Raw genomic sequence first — 14,351 nt, 5'->3', positions numbered from 1 at the left:
CCGTCTATAGTTCCACAAAATTCTTAAGTATCTGGATTCCTGTATCGCTGCTTTTCTCCGGATGGAACTGGCAGGCGAATACATTGCCTTTCTCCACAGAAGCGTGAATCAAAGTGCCATACTCGGTGGTAGCCGTCACGATCTCCTCCTCTTTTGCCTTAAGATAGTAAGAATGTACGAAATATACGTACGGCTCTTCGGGCAGGCCTTTGAAAAGCCTTCCCTGATTCGGGAATCTCAGGGAATTCCATCCCATATGCGGAATCTTAAGCCCATCGCCATCCGGAATGCGAAGAATCTCCCCCTTCAGAATGCCAAGGCCTTCTATCTGCGGCGCCTCGTCGCTTCTCTCAAATAGCAGCTGGAGCCCCAGGCAGATGCCGAGAAACGGCGTCCCGCGCCTTACTACTTCCTCTATCACTTCCACCAGCCCATACTGGCGCAGTTTCCCCATCGCGTCTCCAAAGGAGCCCACTCCCGGAAGAATTACCTTGTCCGCCTTCAAAATCGCATCCCGCTCTCTGGTGATGACTACTTTCTGGTTCAAAAGCTGCAGCGCTTTTTCCACGCTCTTAATATTGCCGGCATCATAATCTATTATTGCTATCAATGTACTGACCTGCCTTTCTTTGGTACGGTATAGTGTATCGTTTTATTTTACATCAAGTTCGAACCAGAATTCAACACCATTGTCATAATTATTCAATCCGTACTTCTGGTGAAGAGACTCCATGATCGCCTTTACAATCGACAAGCCGATGCCATTCCCTCCATATTCCCTGGTATGTGCCTTATCTACCTTATAAAACTTGTCCCAGATATGCGCAACATCTTCCTCCGGGATCGGAGCGCCTGTATTAAATACGCTTACTCTTGCCTTCTCCCCATCTGAGAGCATCTTGACCTCTACTACCTTCTCACCTCCCACATGATGGAAGGCATTGCTCATATAGTTGCGTACTACCTGCTCTGCCTTGAATTCATCCGCCCACACATACACTGGCTCCTGCTGCCGGAAGATGACCTTTGCCTCCGCCTGCTGGGCAAGGATCTCCATGCTCTGGATAACGCCTCTTACAAGTTCCGTCAGATCAAACCGCTCGAACACGATGTCTTCATCGCCAAACTCCAGCTGATTCAGCGTCAGCAGATTCTTAACCATCTGGTTCATCTTCGCCGCTTCATCCATGATGACGTCACAGTAGAATTCCCTGCTTTCCGCGTCTTCATTGACTCCTTCCCTCAGCCCTTCCGCATATCCCTGGATCAGGGCGATAGGCGTCTTTAATTCATGGGAGACATTTCCCAGGAACTCGTTGCGCATCTTCTCCAGCTTATCCTTCTGCTCAATATCTTCCAGCAAACGGTTATTTGCCTTTTTCAGTTCAGATATAGTGCTCTCAAGCCGCTCTGACATTCGGTTAAAATTGGCTCCTAATTCCCCAATCTCATTGCTGCCTCCACTGGTATACTTGGCGTCAAAATCCAGATCTGCCATCTTCTCGGACAGGACCGCCAGTTCCAGAATCGGATCTGTAAGCCGCTTCGAAAAGTACCATACAAGAACCACGGATATCAGAATCAGAAGGCTGCCAATATAGATCAGGAATCGGTTGGAAACGGCGGCGCTTTCTTTGATGCTTTCCAGCGGGCTGCGCAGCAGGAATCTGCTTCCGTCGTCAAAACTTCCCCACATCTCTATATAATCCGTCTGGTTCCACGGGTCGAAAGACTGGCTGATCTGATACTCCTTTGTGCTTTCCAGAATCTTGCTCCCCTTCTGCGCCTGGTTCAGCGAATATCCTCTCAGCTGGTTTACTAGCATATCCGAGTCATAGACATTGGTATATCCTTTTCCTGTGGTATCATTTACGATCAGGAATGATATATTGTTCTTCTCCGCCAAATGGATCATTTTCACAGACACTTCCTTGTCCTCCATCGTGCCCTTCTCCATACACTGGCTTAGTTTTTCATACATATCTATAAATTGCGTCTCTTTGTTGCTGATATAATATGGTTCCAGAAAACTGACGTTAATGATCAGAAGCACTAGGACCATGGATGCCAGCAGGCCAATAAAGACCGTAATCATCTGCCGCTTGATTGAATGCTTCATCATGCCTCTACCTCGAATTTATAACCCATGCCCCAGATTGTCTTGATATAGTTTCCCTTGTCGCCCAGCTTGCTTCTTAACTTCTTTACATGGGTGTCGATCGTCCTTGCATCCCCGAAATAGTCATAATTCCACACATTGTTCAATATCTTCTCCCGGGACAGGGCGATTCCCTGGTTTTCTACAAAGTAGGCCAGGAGTTCGAATTCTTTAAAACTTAAATCAATCTCTGTATCGTCAATCTTAACCTGATGGGCCGCCTTGTCTATTATAATTCCGCCCGCATCGATCACATCCCCTGTTCCAATCGCGTGAGACCTCCTTAGAATCGCTTCTACCCTGGCAACCAGGATCTTCGGGCTGAAAGGCTTAGAGATATATTCATCCACACCCAGCTCGAATCCTTGCAATTCGTCATGCTCCTCTGATCTGGCCGTCAGCATGATGATCGGCACTTGGGAAGACTGCCGGATCTCCCTGCAAGTCTGCCATCCGTCCATCCTTGGCATCATGACATCCAGGATGATCAGCGCAATATCCTTCTCCTCGTAGAAGATTTCCAAGGCCTCCATGCCATCTCCTGCCTCCCGGACGAGATAGCCTTCCCGCCCAAGGAAATCTTTTACCAGCTTGCGCATCCTGCTCTCATCATCTACGATCAAAATTTTAATTTTTTCCATATGACATAACCTCCATCCAAAGATGTTCCATTACTTTTCTTAAATCATACCAAAGAAATATGTCGTCTTTGTGAAATTACCATTTATATTATAACATAAAACATGCCTTGCGTCGGGGATAATAGTAGTGTATAGCAATATACAAGCCACTTTGGCTAGAAAGGAGTCGATCTTTATGGACAAAAACCAGCAGAACACCCGTCAGGAATGTACTTGCGTCCTGGCAATGGCTGCTATTCCCATGCAGATATATGGACAGCTGTATGAACCTGAAGAGGCTTTAGCAAGAGGAACGGTCTTCAAGGAACTGGACCTTCCTTTCTTTATGGGAGGTGGCATTGATGGAAGATAGACATGCATTACTGCAGAAGATCAACGAGATCAGTTTCGTATTCAATGACCTGACCTTATATCTGGATACCCATCCGATGGATTCAATCGCCAAGTCTGATTTCCAGCAGGCCGCATCCAAGAGGAAGGAACTGATGCAGAAATATGCGAAGGAATTCGGACCTCTGACTCTGGACTGCTCATGTGAATATCATTCCTGGGCGGAAGGGCCGACTCCTTGGGAAGGAGGGCATATTTAATGTGGACTTATGAAAAACGACTGCAATACCCGGTTAAGATATCAAAGACCTGCCCTAAGACAGCACAATTGATCATCAGTCAGTTTGGCGGGCCCGACGGCGAATTAGCTGCCTCTATGAGATATCTTTCCCAGCGTTACACCATGCCATGCAAGGAAGTAGCCGGACTTCTGACCGATATCGGTACGGAGGAACTGGCGCATCTGGAGATTGTCTGCGCGATCATCTATCAGCTGACCAAGGATATGTCTCTGGAAGATGCTAAGACAGCAGGATTTGATGCTTATTACATCGATCATACTTCCGGATTATGGCCGCAAGCTGCAGGCGGAATTCCATTTAATGCCTGCGAATTCCAATCCAAAGGCGATGCAATCACTGACTTGTTCGAAGACTTGGCTGCCGAGCAGAAGGCAAGGACCACTTATGACAATATCTTAAGAGTCGTTGATGATCCGGAGATCAAAGATCCGATCCGGTTCTTACGCGCAAGAGAGGTGGTTCACTTCCAGCGTTTCGGAGAAGCATTGGAAAAGACCAAGGACAGACTGGATGCAAAGAACTATTATTATGCAAATCCGGAGTTCGACAAGAAACTTTTTGGTTAGCAGACCATCCACAACTTCAAAAGGAACTGCCGCAGAATAAGCAGCAGTTCCTTTTTGCATGACATCTGTCTTAAGCAAGCGGCAGGCGCCAATATGCCTACTAATCACATAGCCCATTAAACAGGGCAGCCAGCATATCCACCGCCTTATCGATACCGGTCAGGCTTACATTCAATACCACCTGGTATGTGCCTGATTTGCCCCACTCTTCTCCGGTATTGGACTCGTAATAATATCTTCTCTCCCTGTCAACCTTCTTAATCTTTTCTGCCGCCTTTCTCTCAGGCAGATCTCTGAGGGCCGCTATTCTGCGGATTCTGTCTTCTTTATCCGCGCAGATGAATACGCTGATGCATTTGGGGCAGTCGCTTAAGATATAATCCGCACACCGTCCGACGATGACGCAGGGACTTCTGTCTGCCAGCCTCTTTATGATCTCAGACTGCGTGCGGTATACCCGGTCGCTTAAGGGTCGCATATAGTCTTCCGCATTCATATAGGCCGTATAATCGCCGGGGCCTACTATATAGGAGGACAGAAATCCTTCCAGAGCCGTCTCATCGGCTTCCTTGGCTTCCTTTTCGCTGATGCCCAGTTCCTTCGCCGCCATTGCCACCAGATTGTGGTCATAGAGAGGAATCTCCAGTTTTTTGGCAAGCCGGATCCCAATTTCCCGTCCTCCGCTTCCGTACTGGCGTCCAATCGTAATAATTACATTTTCTGTCATACTGCCCACTCCCTTCCTCATTCCTGCTGCACCGATTATTGTTCCTATCTATAGTATACCCTGAATTCCATAAAATTCCAATCTAAATGTAATCCCTGCACTTTCAGAACCTAAGATCCAGATAACTGTCAAGCATATATCGAAGCATAGTTACATCCATATTCCGGCATTCTTCAGACTCAAGCCCTCTTACGCCTTTACTAATGGTGTTGGCCGGCCGGTTCTATACTCACGCCATATTTCATAAAGTGGTAATTATATTAATAGATTTTTAGGAGGATGTATTATGAGCAATATTCGATACAATATCCACGCAAATCCAAACTCTATTCCAGTCATTCACTCCAATTGGTATCCTAACGTCGCTGTCTCGGAAAAGAACTTGCGTTATGCGCATATTCTTATGCCTGACTTTGCCTCTGCTGCCAGCGAGATGACGACCGTGCACCAATACCTGTTCCAGTCCTGGACGATCAGCAACGATTATCAAGGCATCCGGCGGCTGATCCAACGGATGGCCGTAGTGGAACAGCATCATTTCTCCATACTCGGCCAACTCATCACCCTGCTTGGGGCTCAGCCGGAATGCCGCTCCTCAGATCCCGAATCGTACTGGTGCGGCGATATGGTAGACTATAGCTGCGACGTTCAGACGCTGTTGTCTAAGAATGCCGAATCTGAGCGGTTTGCCGCCAAGGCATATGCAAAACAGGCGCAAGAAATCAAGGATCCGCTTGTATCGAAGATGCTTGCCCGGCTGTCGCTTGATGAGGAACTGCATTGCAAGATCTTTAGTGATTTCCTGGCTCAGATCTAATGCTTATATTATTACATAAAAAAAGCGCCGTAACTACGGCGTTTTTTAGTGGACCTGGCGGGAGTTGAACCCGCGTCCGAAAGCCCATCCATCAAAGCATCTCCCATCACAGTCATTATATTGACATTCCCTCCATCAGCCGCCTAATGACAGGCTGCCGACTTTAGTAGCTTCATAAGTTCTTCCATTCCCTCAAAGCTTTGGAAACGAAGTGCTCCGCCTGTTTGAAGCCGGTGACCCAGACGGCGGAAGATCCGGGGCCGACTGCCGCCTAATTAGGCAGCGTACGCTAATTCTCTATTGTCTGCGTTTATATTTAATTGGAACTTTTAACGTAGTGTCCCGCTACGGATGGCTTCTCCAACTTCCAGACCCCCGTCGAAACCAGTACAAGCCCTGATCATTCGCTGTACTACTGGCTCGCAGACATCTCTTGCCGTTATCATTATATATAGCATTGCCCCAAATGTCAAATCTTAATCCCAATTTCCTTATATCACCAGCGAAACCGCGCAATATGCAAGAAGCAGGGCATTCTATCATACTCTTCTGCCTTCGCCTAGTCCGATGGCACATATTCTTCCCTGCGCCTGTATGCCGGGACCCATACCGCTTAGAATTCCTTATATTCTTCCGGAATAGGCGGCGTGGTTTTCTTTTATTCGTTTGGACTCATTCCAAATTGTCTGCGAAAGGCTCTTGTAAAGCCCTCATGACTATCAAAGACGAAATCCCAAAAATTTTTCTATATTTTTAGCACTCAATACTTGACAGTGCTAACAATTCGTGTTATATAATAACTATAACAAATAAAACAAATCAAAAATAAAGATAAATCAAGGAGGAATGACTTATGTTACTTGCAAACAGAGGTTTTAACAATTTATTCGATGATATGTTCAAGGATCCATTCTTTACCCGTCCATATGACAACTCATCTTCACAGATCATGAAGACAGACATTCATGACAAGGATGGCAGTTACATTATAGAGATGGAACTTCCGGGATATGCCAAAGAAGACATTAAGGCAGACTTAAAAGACGGCTATCTTACAATCACCGCCAATAAGAGCGAATCCAAGGAAGAAAAGGATGCCAAAGGAAACTGCATCCACAAGGAACGCTATACCGGAACTTGCAACAGAAGTTTTTATGTAGGCGATGCCCTGACTCAGGAGGACATTAAGGCAGCATTTAAAGATGGAATCCTCAGGCTTCAGTTCCCGAAAGAGATTCAGAAGCAGGAAGAGCAGCCAAAATTAATTACGATTGAATAACTTTTAATATAGAGGGACCAGGTCCCACGCTCTCAGGGGAATTTCCCCTTTTTCATATAAACATCCTGAATATTAATATAAAAAGGCAGCCGCGCATCATCTGATTGATGGCGGCTGCCTTGATTTTCAAGCCTTAATTCTTTAATATTTTTATCTGGCCGATCACCGGCAATTCTTTTCTTTCTCCTTTGCATGCATACACAATTCCAACGATCATAAATACAAACAATACCAGGCTGCAGATGTCAAAGATCCAGGAAAACCAGCTGCCCCCGAAATTGATCATAGAATGGAATCCCCAGATCCATCTGCCGTCCAGCAGTTCTACAATTACAGACGCAATGAAAAGCACCAGTCCCTGATTGGTATGGAATCTAACATAGGGAGACTGCTTATTTCCAGCAATAAGCGGTACGAATACCAAAATTCCGAGATATGACAAGACCCCCATTACCTTATTCTGGCGTACATCCTCCTGCTGGAAGAATTTCCCTTGCTGGCCTGTATAGCCTTGCTGACTGTTCTGCTGGTATGTATAGCCCTGCTGGCCATTCTGCTGATATGAATAATCCTGCTGGCTGTCCTGCTGCTGGCCTGCCCCCGGCATCACCGGAATCTTTGCGCCGCACTGCGGGCAGTATTGCACACCGTCGTTCACTTTCGCTCCACATTTTACACAATAAGCCATTTCTATTTCTCCTTTTTCTTCTAGTATATTTATTGTGAATCTTCCAATCCCAATATCTCAGCAAGAACTTCGATTATGATTTCATTGGTGCATGACTTTATATATCCCATCATGTGCAAGGATATCTCGTCCTGCTTCTGGGCCTCCGTCAATGATTCATCATGCTTGGTCTGGTCGATCAATTGTATCAGTTGGGGAGTCAGTTCTTCGTAAGTCTCTATTGTCGTCTGAGAAACCATATTTCTTAATTCTTCCTTGCTTCTAGGTACCATCTTCTTCCTCCTAACCCAGATTCCGGACCTTGAAGTCTCTCTGCGCTTCCCTTTGCTGGTCCTTCCTGGCAATATCCTGTCTCTTGTCATATAGTTTCTTGCCTTTTGCAAGCCCAATCTCGACTTTTACCAGGCTTCCTTTAAAGTACACCTTAAGAGGCACAATTGCAATACCCTTCTCCTTAGTCTTGCCAAGAAGTTTATTGATCTCCGACTTATGTAAGAGAAGCTTGCGTACCCGCAAAGGATCTTTATTGAATATATTTCCCTTTTCATAAGGGCTGATATGCATTCCATAGATATATACCTCGCCATTCTCAACGCGGATAAATGCCTCTTTGATGCTGCATTTGCCCATGCGGAGGGACTTTACTTCAGTCCCATGCAGGGCAATGCCGGCCTCATAGTTCTCCAGAATGAAATAATCATGGTATGCCTTCTTATTATTGGCTATCATCTTACCATTCATCTTCGCCATCTTCCAACTCTCCTTCATCTGCAATCTCAAAATCAATGGTCCTAAGAAGCCTGTCCGCATCCATTACGCGGACGGATATCTTCTGGCCCAGCTTATATACCTTATGCCTGCGGGTTCCCACCATCTCGTACCGCTCCTGCTGATACTCGTAATGGTCATCCACCATGTTGATGACATGAACCAGGCCTTCGACCGTATTAGGGAGTTCTACATACATTCCCCATTTTGTAATGCTGGATATCACGCCTTCAAACACTTCTCCGATATGCGCCTGCATATACTCTACCTTTTTAAGCTTGATGGTTTCACGCTCGGCCTCGTCTGCCCTGCGCTCCATCTCGCTGGAGTGCTTGGTCACTTCCGGGAGTATCCCCTGGTAATGCTCTATTCTCTTTGCGTCCATCCGCCCCCGCAGATTATCCTTGATGATCCGGTGGATCTGAAGATCTGGATAACGCCTGATCGGCGAGGTGAAATGCGTATAATAATTGGCAGCAAGGCCAAAATGCCCGGTATTCTCCGGCGTATATCTGGCCTGCTTCATAGAACGAAGCGCCAGTCTGCTGATCAGGGCCTCCTCAGGAGTCCCCTCCACCTTGCCCAGCAGTTTCTGCACTTCCTTAGGCTTTACTTCGTTGGCTCCCACATGCATAGAATATCCAAAATTATTGATAAATGTCGCCAGCGTGCGGATCTTATCGTCATCCGGCGCCTCATGGGTACGGTAAACGAAAGGAAGTTCCTGCCAGAAATAATCTTCCGCCACCGTCTCGTTGGCAAGAAGCATGAAATCCTCAATCATCTTGGTTGCTACATTCCGCTCGTATGGACGGATTTCCACTGGCTTTCCATTCTCATCCAGCACCATCTTCGTCTCCGGGAAGTCGAAATCAATCGATCCCCGCCTTTTCCTCTGTTCCCGCAGGATGCCAGAAAGTTCTTGCATCCGTTCAAACATAGGCACCAGCTTCTCATACCTTTTTATCTCGTTTGCGTCCCGGTCCTCCAGAATCTTCTTGACGCTTGTATAACTCATTCTTTCGTCCACATGAATGACGGTCTCCGCTATCTCATGGGCTATCACCATGCCCTTAGGATTTACCGTCATGATGCAGCTGAGGGCCAACCTGTCCTCTCCCGCATTCAAAGAGCAGATGCCATTGGAAAGGGCATGGGGCAGCATCGGGATTACCCGGTCTACCAGATACACGCTGGTACCCCGCTCAAGCGCCTCCCGGTCGATTGCGCTGTTCTCCTGGACATAGTTGGTCACATCCGCGATATGAACCCCCAGGATATAGTTCTCCCCATTCTTAACCACGGATACTGCGTCATCCAGATCCTTGGCATCCTCTCCGTCGATCGTCACCATCTGCCAGTCCCGGATATCCTTTCTCCCTGCCCTGTCGGCATCGGATACGTCTCTGGCCGCACGCTGCGCCTGGTTTAATATCTTTTCCGAGAATTCCACCGGCAGATCATATCCCTTCACGATCGACAGGATGTCTGTGCCAGGATCATTGATATGGCCGATAATTTCAACCACTTTCCCCTCAGGCTTCTTTTGCGGTCCGCCGTAAGAAGTCAATTCCACCACGACTTTATGCCCTTGCACAGCGCCATTGGCCTTCTCCACTGGCACAAAGATATCATGCGGAAACTTCTGGTTATCAGGCTTGACGAATCCAAAACTCTTATTCGGGTTCCCCTGATACAGCCCTACCAGATGGGTGATTCCTCTGGAGAGGATTCTTACGATCTTGCCTTCCCGGCTTCTGCCCTGAGGCTCCTTCGTTATGACGAGTTCTACCTGGTCGCCTTCAAAAGCCCCGCCCGCATCTTCTTCCGCCACAAATATGTCTGAAGCCTCACCTGGAACCGTAACGAATCCAAACCCTTTCAGGCTGGCCCGATAAACGCCCTGAATCCTCTTAGCCTCTCCTTTTAAGTACTTTCCTTTCTGTGAAAGGTAGATCTTGCCTTCTGCCTCCAGGGTCTCAAGAATCTCCCTGAATTCATTCCTCTGATCTTTTGGAACCTGCAGAAGCATGGCAAGTTCTTTGAACTTCATTGGCACGTATAAATCATCACAGATCAAGTCATAGATGACCTTTTTTCTTTTTTCAATTGTCTTGTCCATCTCTTACAAGTCCTCCATCTTATATACAAAGAGACACTCCCATACAGGAGTGTCCCACCATTCTCATAAAAATATGCTTTATCTTATGCAAATACTTTTAAATTCAACACTGCTGCCAGTACAATAAACAGAATCGCCAGGAACTTCGTTGACTTCACCAGCGCGCCCTCCATAGAACGGCCTTTGTTCCGCCCCCAGTAAGTATCAGCCATACCGCTGATGGTACCAAGCCCCGCTGACTTACCTTCCTGCAATAACACGATTGCCGTTAACGCGATACAGTCTATTGCAAATATGATCATTAAAATCGTCTTTACTATCTCCACTTTTTACACCTCCTGCGGATAAACCATATTTATTCTAGCACAGGAGACAAGATATAGCAAGGAAAATCTGGGCTATTTAAGGAAGATTCTGGATGTGATCACCAGGGCTGCTGCCATGAAAGCCCCCAAAAGCGACAGGAACTTACCAAAGCCAGCGCCCGGGGCATGATAGACAATCTCGATCTGATGTTGTCCTTCGCTTATGGGAAATCCGAGAAATGCCGTATTGACCTTCCTGGCCCTGGTCTTCTTCCCATCCACCGTAACGTCAAAGTTTTTGTCATATGGAATCGTAGTAATGAAATATTCATCTTCCTTCGCCTGGATAGTTCCCGCAATCCGATTCCCTTTCGTCCGTTTCTTATCAGCCTCGAACACAGACTGATACAGATTCTTCCCGGCCTCTTCATCCCAACTCATTCCATAGCAGGTAATATCTGTGATATCGTAGACCCCTTTTCCTAATTTCAAAGAGGCATCCTGCTGCCCCTGGGCCAGTTCCACTGTATAGGTAAAGGTCGTATTTCCATTATAGTAGACATGCTCTCTGGAAGACAACTTATTCCTTACGCCTTCCAGCCAGATCGCCACGTCCTTATTGGGTTGGCCATTGTTGACTTTGAATTGGAGAAAGAGGATGTTGTCTCCCTCTTCCGGCCCGGATATCGGAACCTTTATCGTGACTGCCTTATCCGCCTCTATGTGGTAGCCGCTGGCATTTTTCTTAATCTTCAGGCATTCTCTTTTCAGTTCCGGGATGGCAAAATCTTTCTCTTTTGCCCCTCCGGCCATCTGTCCCGCCTCCTTGACTTCCTGCTCCCCTACGCCTTGCTCCACCACGGCATATTCCGTAAGCGCCATCTGGTTATAGGGAAATGTCAGTTTATCATACTCCTTCCGGGATATATAACGGTTCGTAGCATAGGCAACAGGCGAAACCTTGGTGTTCCGGTAAATCTTCACCCCTTCCGATGACTTCACCAGTTCATATCCTAACGGTGCCTGATCCCCAATCACGTATCTGACGCCCATAAAGGAACGGTATAGCGGATTCCGGGAGACAGACTGCATCAGGCTGTTCCTATACGGCTGCTCCACCTGATACGTTTTCTTACGGAATTCATCATAAGCTGTGTTATATGCCGAAGAATAGATGGAGGAAACATTCTGCTCCATACTGTGGATCCGGTTTAGGTCAGCCGCATTCTCCTCTTCGTCCCCCGCCTGCTCAATCCGGTAGAAGCCCGGGTCATCCTTTTGAATCTCTTCGATCTCCCGGGCAATCTTAGAATCCGTAACTTTCTGATAGAAATCCCCATCTTCAATCTGCCTGGATATCTTATGAAATACTCCGTTAAACAGGATCAAAAACGCAAGCGATGGTATCAGGATTAATACTGACGGCAGCCTCCTGTCCTTGTAATAATAGAAAACGAACAGGACCGCCATAAGTATTCCATCCGCCATGACAAACTGCCAGTATCCTTCGTATTCTTCCTGTCCTCTTCCCAGATATAAAAGCAGGATTGTGATCAGGTAAGGCGCTATCCCTTTTATAAAAGAAATCTCTCTATTTCCAAGTTTCTTCAGGTAGACAGCCATCATGTAGCAGATCAGCGGAAGAAACGGAATGAATACTTTGTCGCGGATATACAGTCCTCCGTTTAGAAGGTAGGCGAACATTGGTATGGCAAACACCAGGGCGCATCCATAAGAAAGCACTCGCTCGCTGGTTCTTTTATAAGTCAGGCTGGTAATCAGCATGGTTATGGCAATGGTAGTAAGGCCCATGCCATAAGGCGTATATACGAAACGGTATATCGGAGCCTGCGGCATCAACAGGGATGCCAGACTCATGCTTTCCTTTCCTCCCCTGCCTCCGCCAAGGGCCATAGCCGCCGGAACCAAAAGGAGGCCGCCCAGAAGCACGGCTGACAGCATTGGCATGAGAAACCGGATGCCATCCTTAAAGAACGTCCGAAATACAAATCTCTTCGCCTCAAAATATCTATGCATCCCATATATTACCAGAGAGAGCATTCCTCCAATGCTAAAATAGAAACTACTCATGATCATCAGGAATACCCCTGCAATATAAAGCCCGCATCTTCTCTTTTCAAAATAAGCATCTACCCCCAAAAATGCCATGCATAAAAAGGGCATATAATTGACAAACATCACCTGGCTGTAAGAATGAAATATCATAGGGGAAGCAAGCAGATACAGCATCGTTACCGCGACACAGACGCTTCTTTGAAACCCTCTTTTATCCAGCCACTCGTAGAGAAGACAGACTGCCGCTATCAGGCTGATGATGCTGGCTGCCATCACATAGTCGCCCATCTTCACAAAGGGAAGCGCATAGGATAGAAGTATTACCGGATTGTAAAGCCCATAATACGCAAAATTGTATATGTTCTGGCCGCCGCCAAGATTCATGGCAAATTCCGGGAATAGACTGCCGGTCTCATAAAACTGCTGACGGAAGTAGTCCGGAATTACGCTGTGCTGGCTGATCCAGTCTACCTTAGAGCCGAAAATGCCATACTGTCCCACGAACACCCAGCACAAAAGCAGCGTGATTCCCGCAAACAGCACGTACCATTTCAGCCTGGAGCGGATCATAATGCCCCTCCGTCCTTGTCCTCGCTGGAATCCTTCAGAATGAATATTGGGCGGTGCTTCGTCTCCAGATACGTCTTAGACAGATACTGCCCTACGATCCCCGTACAGAATAACTGGATGCCGCCCACCATAAAAATGATGCACACTAAGGACGGCCAGCCTGATACAGGGTCTCCCCAGATCAGCGTCCGAACAACTATTACTACGATCATCAAAAACGATATCAGGCAGAACAGAACTCCCGCGATCGAGGCCAGGGAGAGCGGCGCCACCGAGAACCCGGTAATTCCCTCCAGGGAATACAGGAATAGTTTGCGCATGGACCATTTGGTCTCCCCTGCCGCCCGTTCAACATTTTCATATTCCAGCCACTTGGTACGGAATCCTACCCATTGGAAGATGCCTTTCGAAAAACGGTTGTACTCGCTCATTTCCAACACCGCATCCACCATCTTGCGCTTCATCAGCCGATAATCCCGCGCGCCATTTACAATCTCCGTCTTTGAGATCCGGTTGATAAACTTATAAAAACTTTCGGACAGGAAAGACCGGATCTTTGGCTCTCCTGTCCGAGTGGAACGCTTGGTTGCCACGCTGTCATATTCTTCATTTTCCAAAATCTCGTACATCTTGGGCAGCAGCGACGGAGGGTCCTGCAAGTCCACATCCATAATGGCCACATAATCCCCCTTCGCATTGCCAAGGCCGGCATAGATAGCCGCCTCTTTCCCAAAATTCCTGGAAAAGGACAGATACCTGCACCGTTCATCCCTTTTATTTAAACTCTTTAATATTCCAAGCGTGCGGTCGGTAGAACCGTCATCTACAAATAGCAATTCGAATTCTGCCATATCCATCTGTTCCATAACTTTGGTCATGGCTTCATAATAGACCGGCAGTGCCTCTTCTTCATTAAAACATGGTATGATTACCGAAATCATATGCATATCAACACCTCCTGGCTCTCATCTTACGCTCTAAATTTTAAGATTTTCTTTATGT

At 47.0% G+C, this 14,351-nt stretch carries 16 protein-coding genes and 1 other RNA gene; 5 read left to right on the top strand and 12 right to left on the bottom strand.

Translation table 11 applies throughout. From position 1 onward, the window contains the following. Nucleotides 1-4: 4 nt before the first annotated feature. From hisH to HDCHBGLK_RS10950, 3 genes are read right to left on the bottom strand one after another with little or no spacing between them, the layout of a single operon-like run. Nucleotides 5-610 (bottom strand): imidazole glycerol phosphate synthase subunit HisH, encoded by a 606-nt coding sequence (hisH, locus tag HDCHBGLK_RS10960; protein ID WP_004605642.1) that lies wholly within the window; start codon nt 608-610, stop codon nt 5-7. 42 nt (nt 611-652) lie between these two features. Beyond that, the gene (locus HDCHBGLK_RS10955; RefSeq protein WP_039909390.1) at nt 653-2,119 is read right to left on the bottom strand and encodes a sensor histidine kinase; all 1,467 of its coding nucleotides are present in this window, start codon (nt 2,117-2,119) and stop codon (nt 653-655) included. Continuing rightward, entirely contained in the window at nt 2,119-2,799 is a 681-nt protein-coding gene (locus HDCHBGLK_RS10950) for a response regulator transcription factor (RefSeq protein WP_004605640.1), read from the bottom strand. Before HDCHBGLK_RS10950 ends, HDCHBGLK_RS10955 begins: the two co-directional genes overlap by 1 nt. A 175-nt stretch (nt 2,800-2,974) precedes the next feature. Here HDCHBGLK_RS10950 and HDCHBGLK_RS10945 point away from each other — a divergent pair, with 175 nt between their 5' ends. Genes HDCHBGLK_RS10945 through HDCHBGLK_RS10935 form a run of 3 tightly spaced genes read left to right on the top strand, consistent with a single transcriptional unit; the run spans nt 2,975 to nt 3,997 of the window. Next, entirely contained in the window at nt 2,975-3,151 is a 177-nt protein-coding gene (locus HDCHBGLK_RS10945) for a spore coat associated protein CotJA (protein ID WP_009248694.1), read from the top strand. Next, nucleotides 3,141-3,389, top strand: coding sequence for a spore coat protein CotJB (locus HDCHBGLK_RS10940; protein ID WP_004605638.1), 249 nt, complete (start codon nt 3,141-3,143; stop codon nt 3,387-3,389). The genes HDCHBGLK_RS10945 and HDCHBGLK_RS10940 overlap by 11 nt, the downstream gene beginning before the upstream one ends. Next, nucleotides 3,389-3,997 carry a manganese catalase family protein gene (locus tag HDCHBGLK_RS10935; RefSeq protein ID WP_004605637.1) on the top strand — a complete coding sequence of 203 codons (609 nt, stop codon included), beginning with the start codon at nt 3,389-3,391 and terminating at the stop codon, nt 3,995-3,997. The genes HDCHBGLK_RS10940 and HDCHBGLK_RS10935 overlap by 1 nt, the downstream gene beginning before the upstream one ends. Before the next feature lie 100 nt (nt 3,998-4,097). Here HDCHBGLK_RS10935 and HDCHBGLK_RS10930 read toward each other — a convergent pair whose 3' ends face one another. Continuing rightward, on the bottom strand, nt 4,098-4,724 hold the full coding sequence (locus HDCHBGLK_RS10930) for a cytidylate kinase-like family protein (RefSeq protein WP_039909389.1): 627 nt from the start codon (nt 4,722-4,724) through the stop codon (nt 4,098-4,100). Nucleotides 4,725-5,010: 286 nt separating this feature from the next. On the opposite strand from HDCHBGLK_RS10930, the gene HDCHBGLK_RS10925 reads away from it, so the two are divergent. Then, complete coding sequence (locus HDCHBGLK_RS10925) at nt 5,011-5,541, top strand: ferritin-like domain-containing protein (protein WP_004605635.1); 531 nt, start codon at nt 5,011-5,013, stop codon at nt 5,539-5,541. Between the two features lie 46 nt (nt 5,542-5,587). Here the strand turns inward: HDCHBGLK_RS10925 and ssrA are convergent. Beyond that, nucleotides 5,588-5,938: a transfer-messenger RNA gene (gene ssrA, locus HDCHBGLK_RS10920) on the bottom strand. 456 nt (nt 5,939-6,394) lie between these two features. Between ssrA and HDCHBGLK_RS10915 the strand changes: the two genes are divergently transcribed. Then, nucleotides 6,395-6,820, top strand: coding sequence for an Hsp20/alpha crystallin family protein (locus HDCHBGLK_RS10915; RefSeq protein ID WP_004605634.1), 426 nt, complete (start codon nt 6,395-6,397; stop codon nt 6,818-6,820). 133 nt (nt 6,821-6,953) lie between these two features. Here HDCHBGLK_RS10915 and HDCHBGLK_RS10910 read toward each other — a convergent pair whose 3' ends face one another. From HDCHBGLK_RS10910 to HDCHBGLK_RS10880, 7 genes are all read right to left on the bottom strand, one after another. Further along, nucleotides 6,954-7,508 (bottom strand): zinc-ribbon domain-containing protein, encoded by a 555-nt coding sequence (locus HDCHBGLK_RS10910; RefSeq protein ID WP_004605633.1) that lies wholly within the window; start codon nt 7,506-7,508, stop codon nt 6,954-6,956. 29 nt (nt 7,509-7,537) lie between these two features. Continuing rightward, on the bottom strand, nt 7,538-7,780 hold the full coding sequence (locus HDCHBGLK_RS10905; protein WP_004605632.1) for a hypothetical protein: 243 nt from the start codon (nt 7,778-7,780) through the stop codon (nt 7,538-7,540). Nucleotides 7,781-7,790: 10 nt separating this feature from the next. Continuing rightward, nucleotides 7,791-8,258: an SsrA-binding protein SmpB gene (gene smpB / locus HDCHBGLK_RS10900; protein ID WP_039909387.1), complete on the bottom strand. Its 468-nt coding sequence runs from the start codon at nt 8,256-8,258 to the stop codon at nt 7,791-7,793. Next, complete coding sequence (gene rnr / locus HDCHBGLK_RS10895) at nt 8,239-10,398, bottom strand: ribonuclease R (protein WP_004605630.1); 2,160 nt, start codon at nt 10,396-10,398, stop codon at nt 8,239-8,241. Before rnr ends, smpB begins: the two co-directional genes overlap by 20 nt. Before the next feature lie 83 nt (nt 10,399-10,481). After that, on the bottom strand, nt 10,482-10,724 hold the full coding sequence (gene secG / locus HDCHBGLK_RS10890; RefSeq protein WP_004605629.1) for a preprotein translocase subunit SecG: 243 nt from the start codon (nt 10,722-10,724) through the stop codon (nt 10,482-10,484). 72 nt (nt 10,725-10,796) lie between these two features. After that, nucleotides 10,797-13,349: a YfhO family protein gene (locus HDCHBGLK_RS10885; RefSeq protein WP_004605628.1), complete on the bottom strand. Its 2,553-nt coding sequence runs from the start codon at nt 13,347-13,349 to the stop codon at nt 10,797-10,799. Next, the gene (locus HDCHBGLK_RS10880; protein ID WP_004605627.1) at nt 13,346-14,296 is read right to left on the bottom strand and encodes a glycosyltransferase family 2 protein; all 951 of its coding nucleotides are present in this window, start codon (nt 14,294-14,296) and stop codon (nt 13,346-13,348) included. The genes HDCHBGLK_RS10885 and HDCHBGLK_RS10880 overlap by 4 nt, the downstream gene beginning before the upstream one ends. Nucleotides 14,297-14,351: the final 55 nt, after the last annotated feature.

It is taken from the genome of [Clostridium] scindens ATCC 35704 (genome assembly GCF_004295125.1).
In the GTDB taxonomy this organism is placed as follows: Bacteria; Bacillota; Clostridia; order Lachnospirales; family Lachnospiraceae; genus Clostridium_AP; species Clostridium_AP scindens.
This window is presented reverse-complemented; position numbering and strand designations above follow the sequence as displayed.

Bases quoted from the DNA above. Each gene is read 5' to 3' on its own strand.
- HDCHBGLK_RS10950 (WP_004605640.1), bottom strand. From the start codon at position 2,799: ATGGAAAAAATTAAAATTTTGATCGTAGATGATGAGAGCAGGATGCGC.
- HDCHBGLK_RS10910 (WP_004605633.1), bottom strand. From the start codon at position 7,508: ATGGCTTATTGTGTAAAATGTGGAGCGAAAGTGAACGACGGTGTGCAA.
- smpB (WP_039909387.1), bottom strand. From the start codon at position 8,258: ATGGCGAAGATGAATGGTAAGATGATAGCCAATAATAAGAAGGCATAC.
- HDCHBGLK_RS10915 (WP_004605634.1), top strand. From the start codon at position 6,395: ATGTTACTTGCAAACAGAGGTTTTAACAATTTATTCGATGATATGTTC.
- HDCHBGLK_RS10955 (WP_039909390.1), bottom strand. From the start codon at position 2,119: ATGAAGCATTCAATCAAGCGGCAGATGATTACGGTCTTTATTGGCCTG.
- HDCHBGLK_RS10940 (WP_004605638.1), top strand. From the start codon at position 3,141: ATGGAAGATAGACATGCATTACTGCAGAAGATCAACGAGATCAGTTTC.
- HDCHBGLK_RS10935 (WP_004605637.1), top strand. From the start codon at position 3,389: ATGTGGACTTATGAAAAACGACTGCAATACCCGGTTAAGATATCAAAG.
- HDCHBGLK_RS10885 (WP_004605628.1), bottom strand. From the start codon at position 13,349: ATGATCCGCTCCAGGCTGAAATGGTACGTGCTGTTTGCGGGAATCACG.
- HDCHBGLK_RS10925 (WP_004605635.1), top strand. From the start codon at position 5,011: ATGAGCAATATTCGATACAATATCCACGCAAATCCAAACTCTATTCCA.
- HDCHBGLK_RS10880 (WP_004605627.1), bottom strand. From the start codon at position 14,296: ATGCATATGATTTCGGTAATCATACCATGTTTTAATGAAGAAGAGGCA.
- HDCHBGLK_RS10905 (WP_004605632.1), bottom strand. From the start codon at position 7,780: ATGGTACCTAGAAGCAAGGAAGAATTAAGAAATATGGTTTCTCAGACG.
- HDCHBGLK_RS10945 (WP_009248694.1), top strand. From the start codon at position 2,975: ATGGACAAAAACCAGCAGAACACCCGTCAGGAATGTACTTGCGTCCTG.
- HDCHBGLK_RS10930 (WP_039909389.1), bottom strand. From the start codon at position 4,724: ATGACAGAAAATGTAATTATTACGATTGGACGCCAGTACGGAAGCGGA.
- rnr (WP_004605630.1), bottom strand. From the start codon at position 10,398: ATGGACAAGACAATTGAAAAAAGAAAAAAGGTCATCTATGACTTGATC.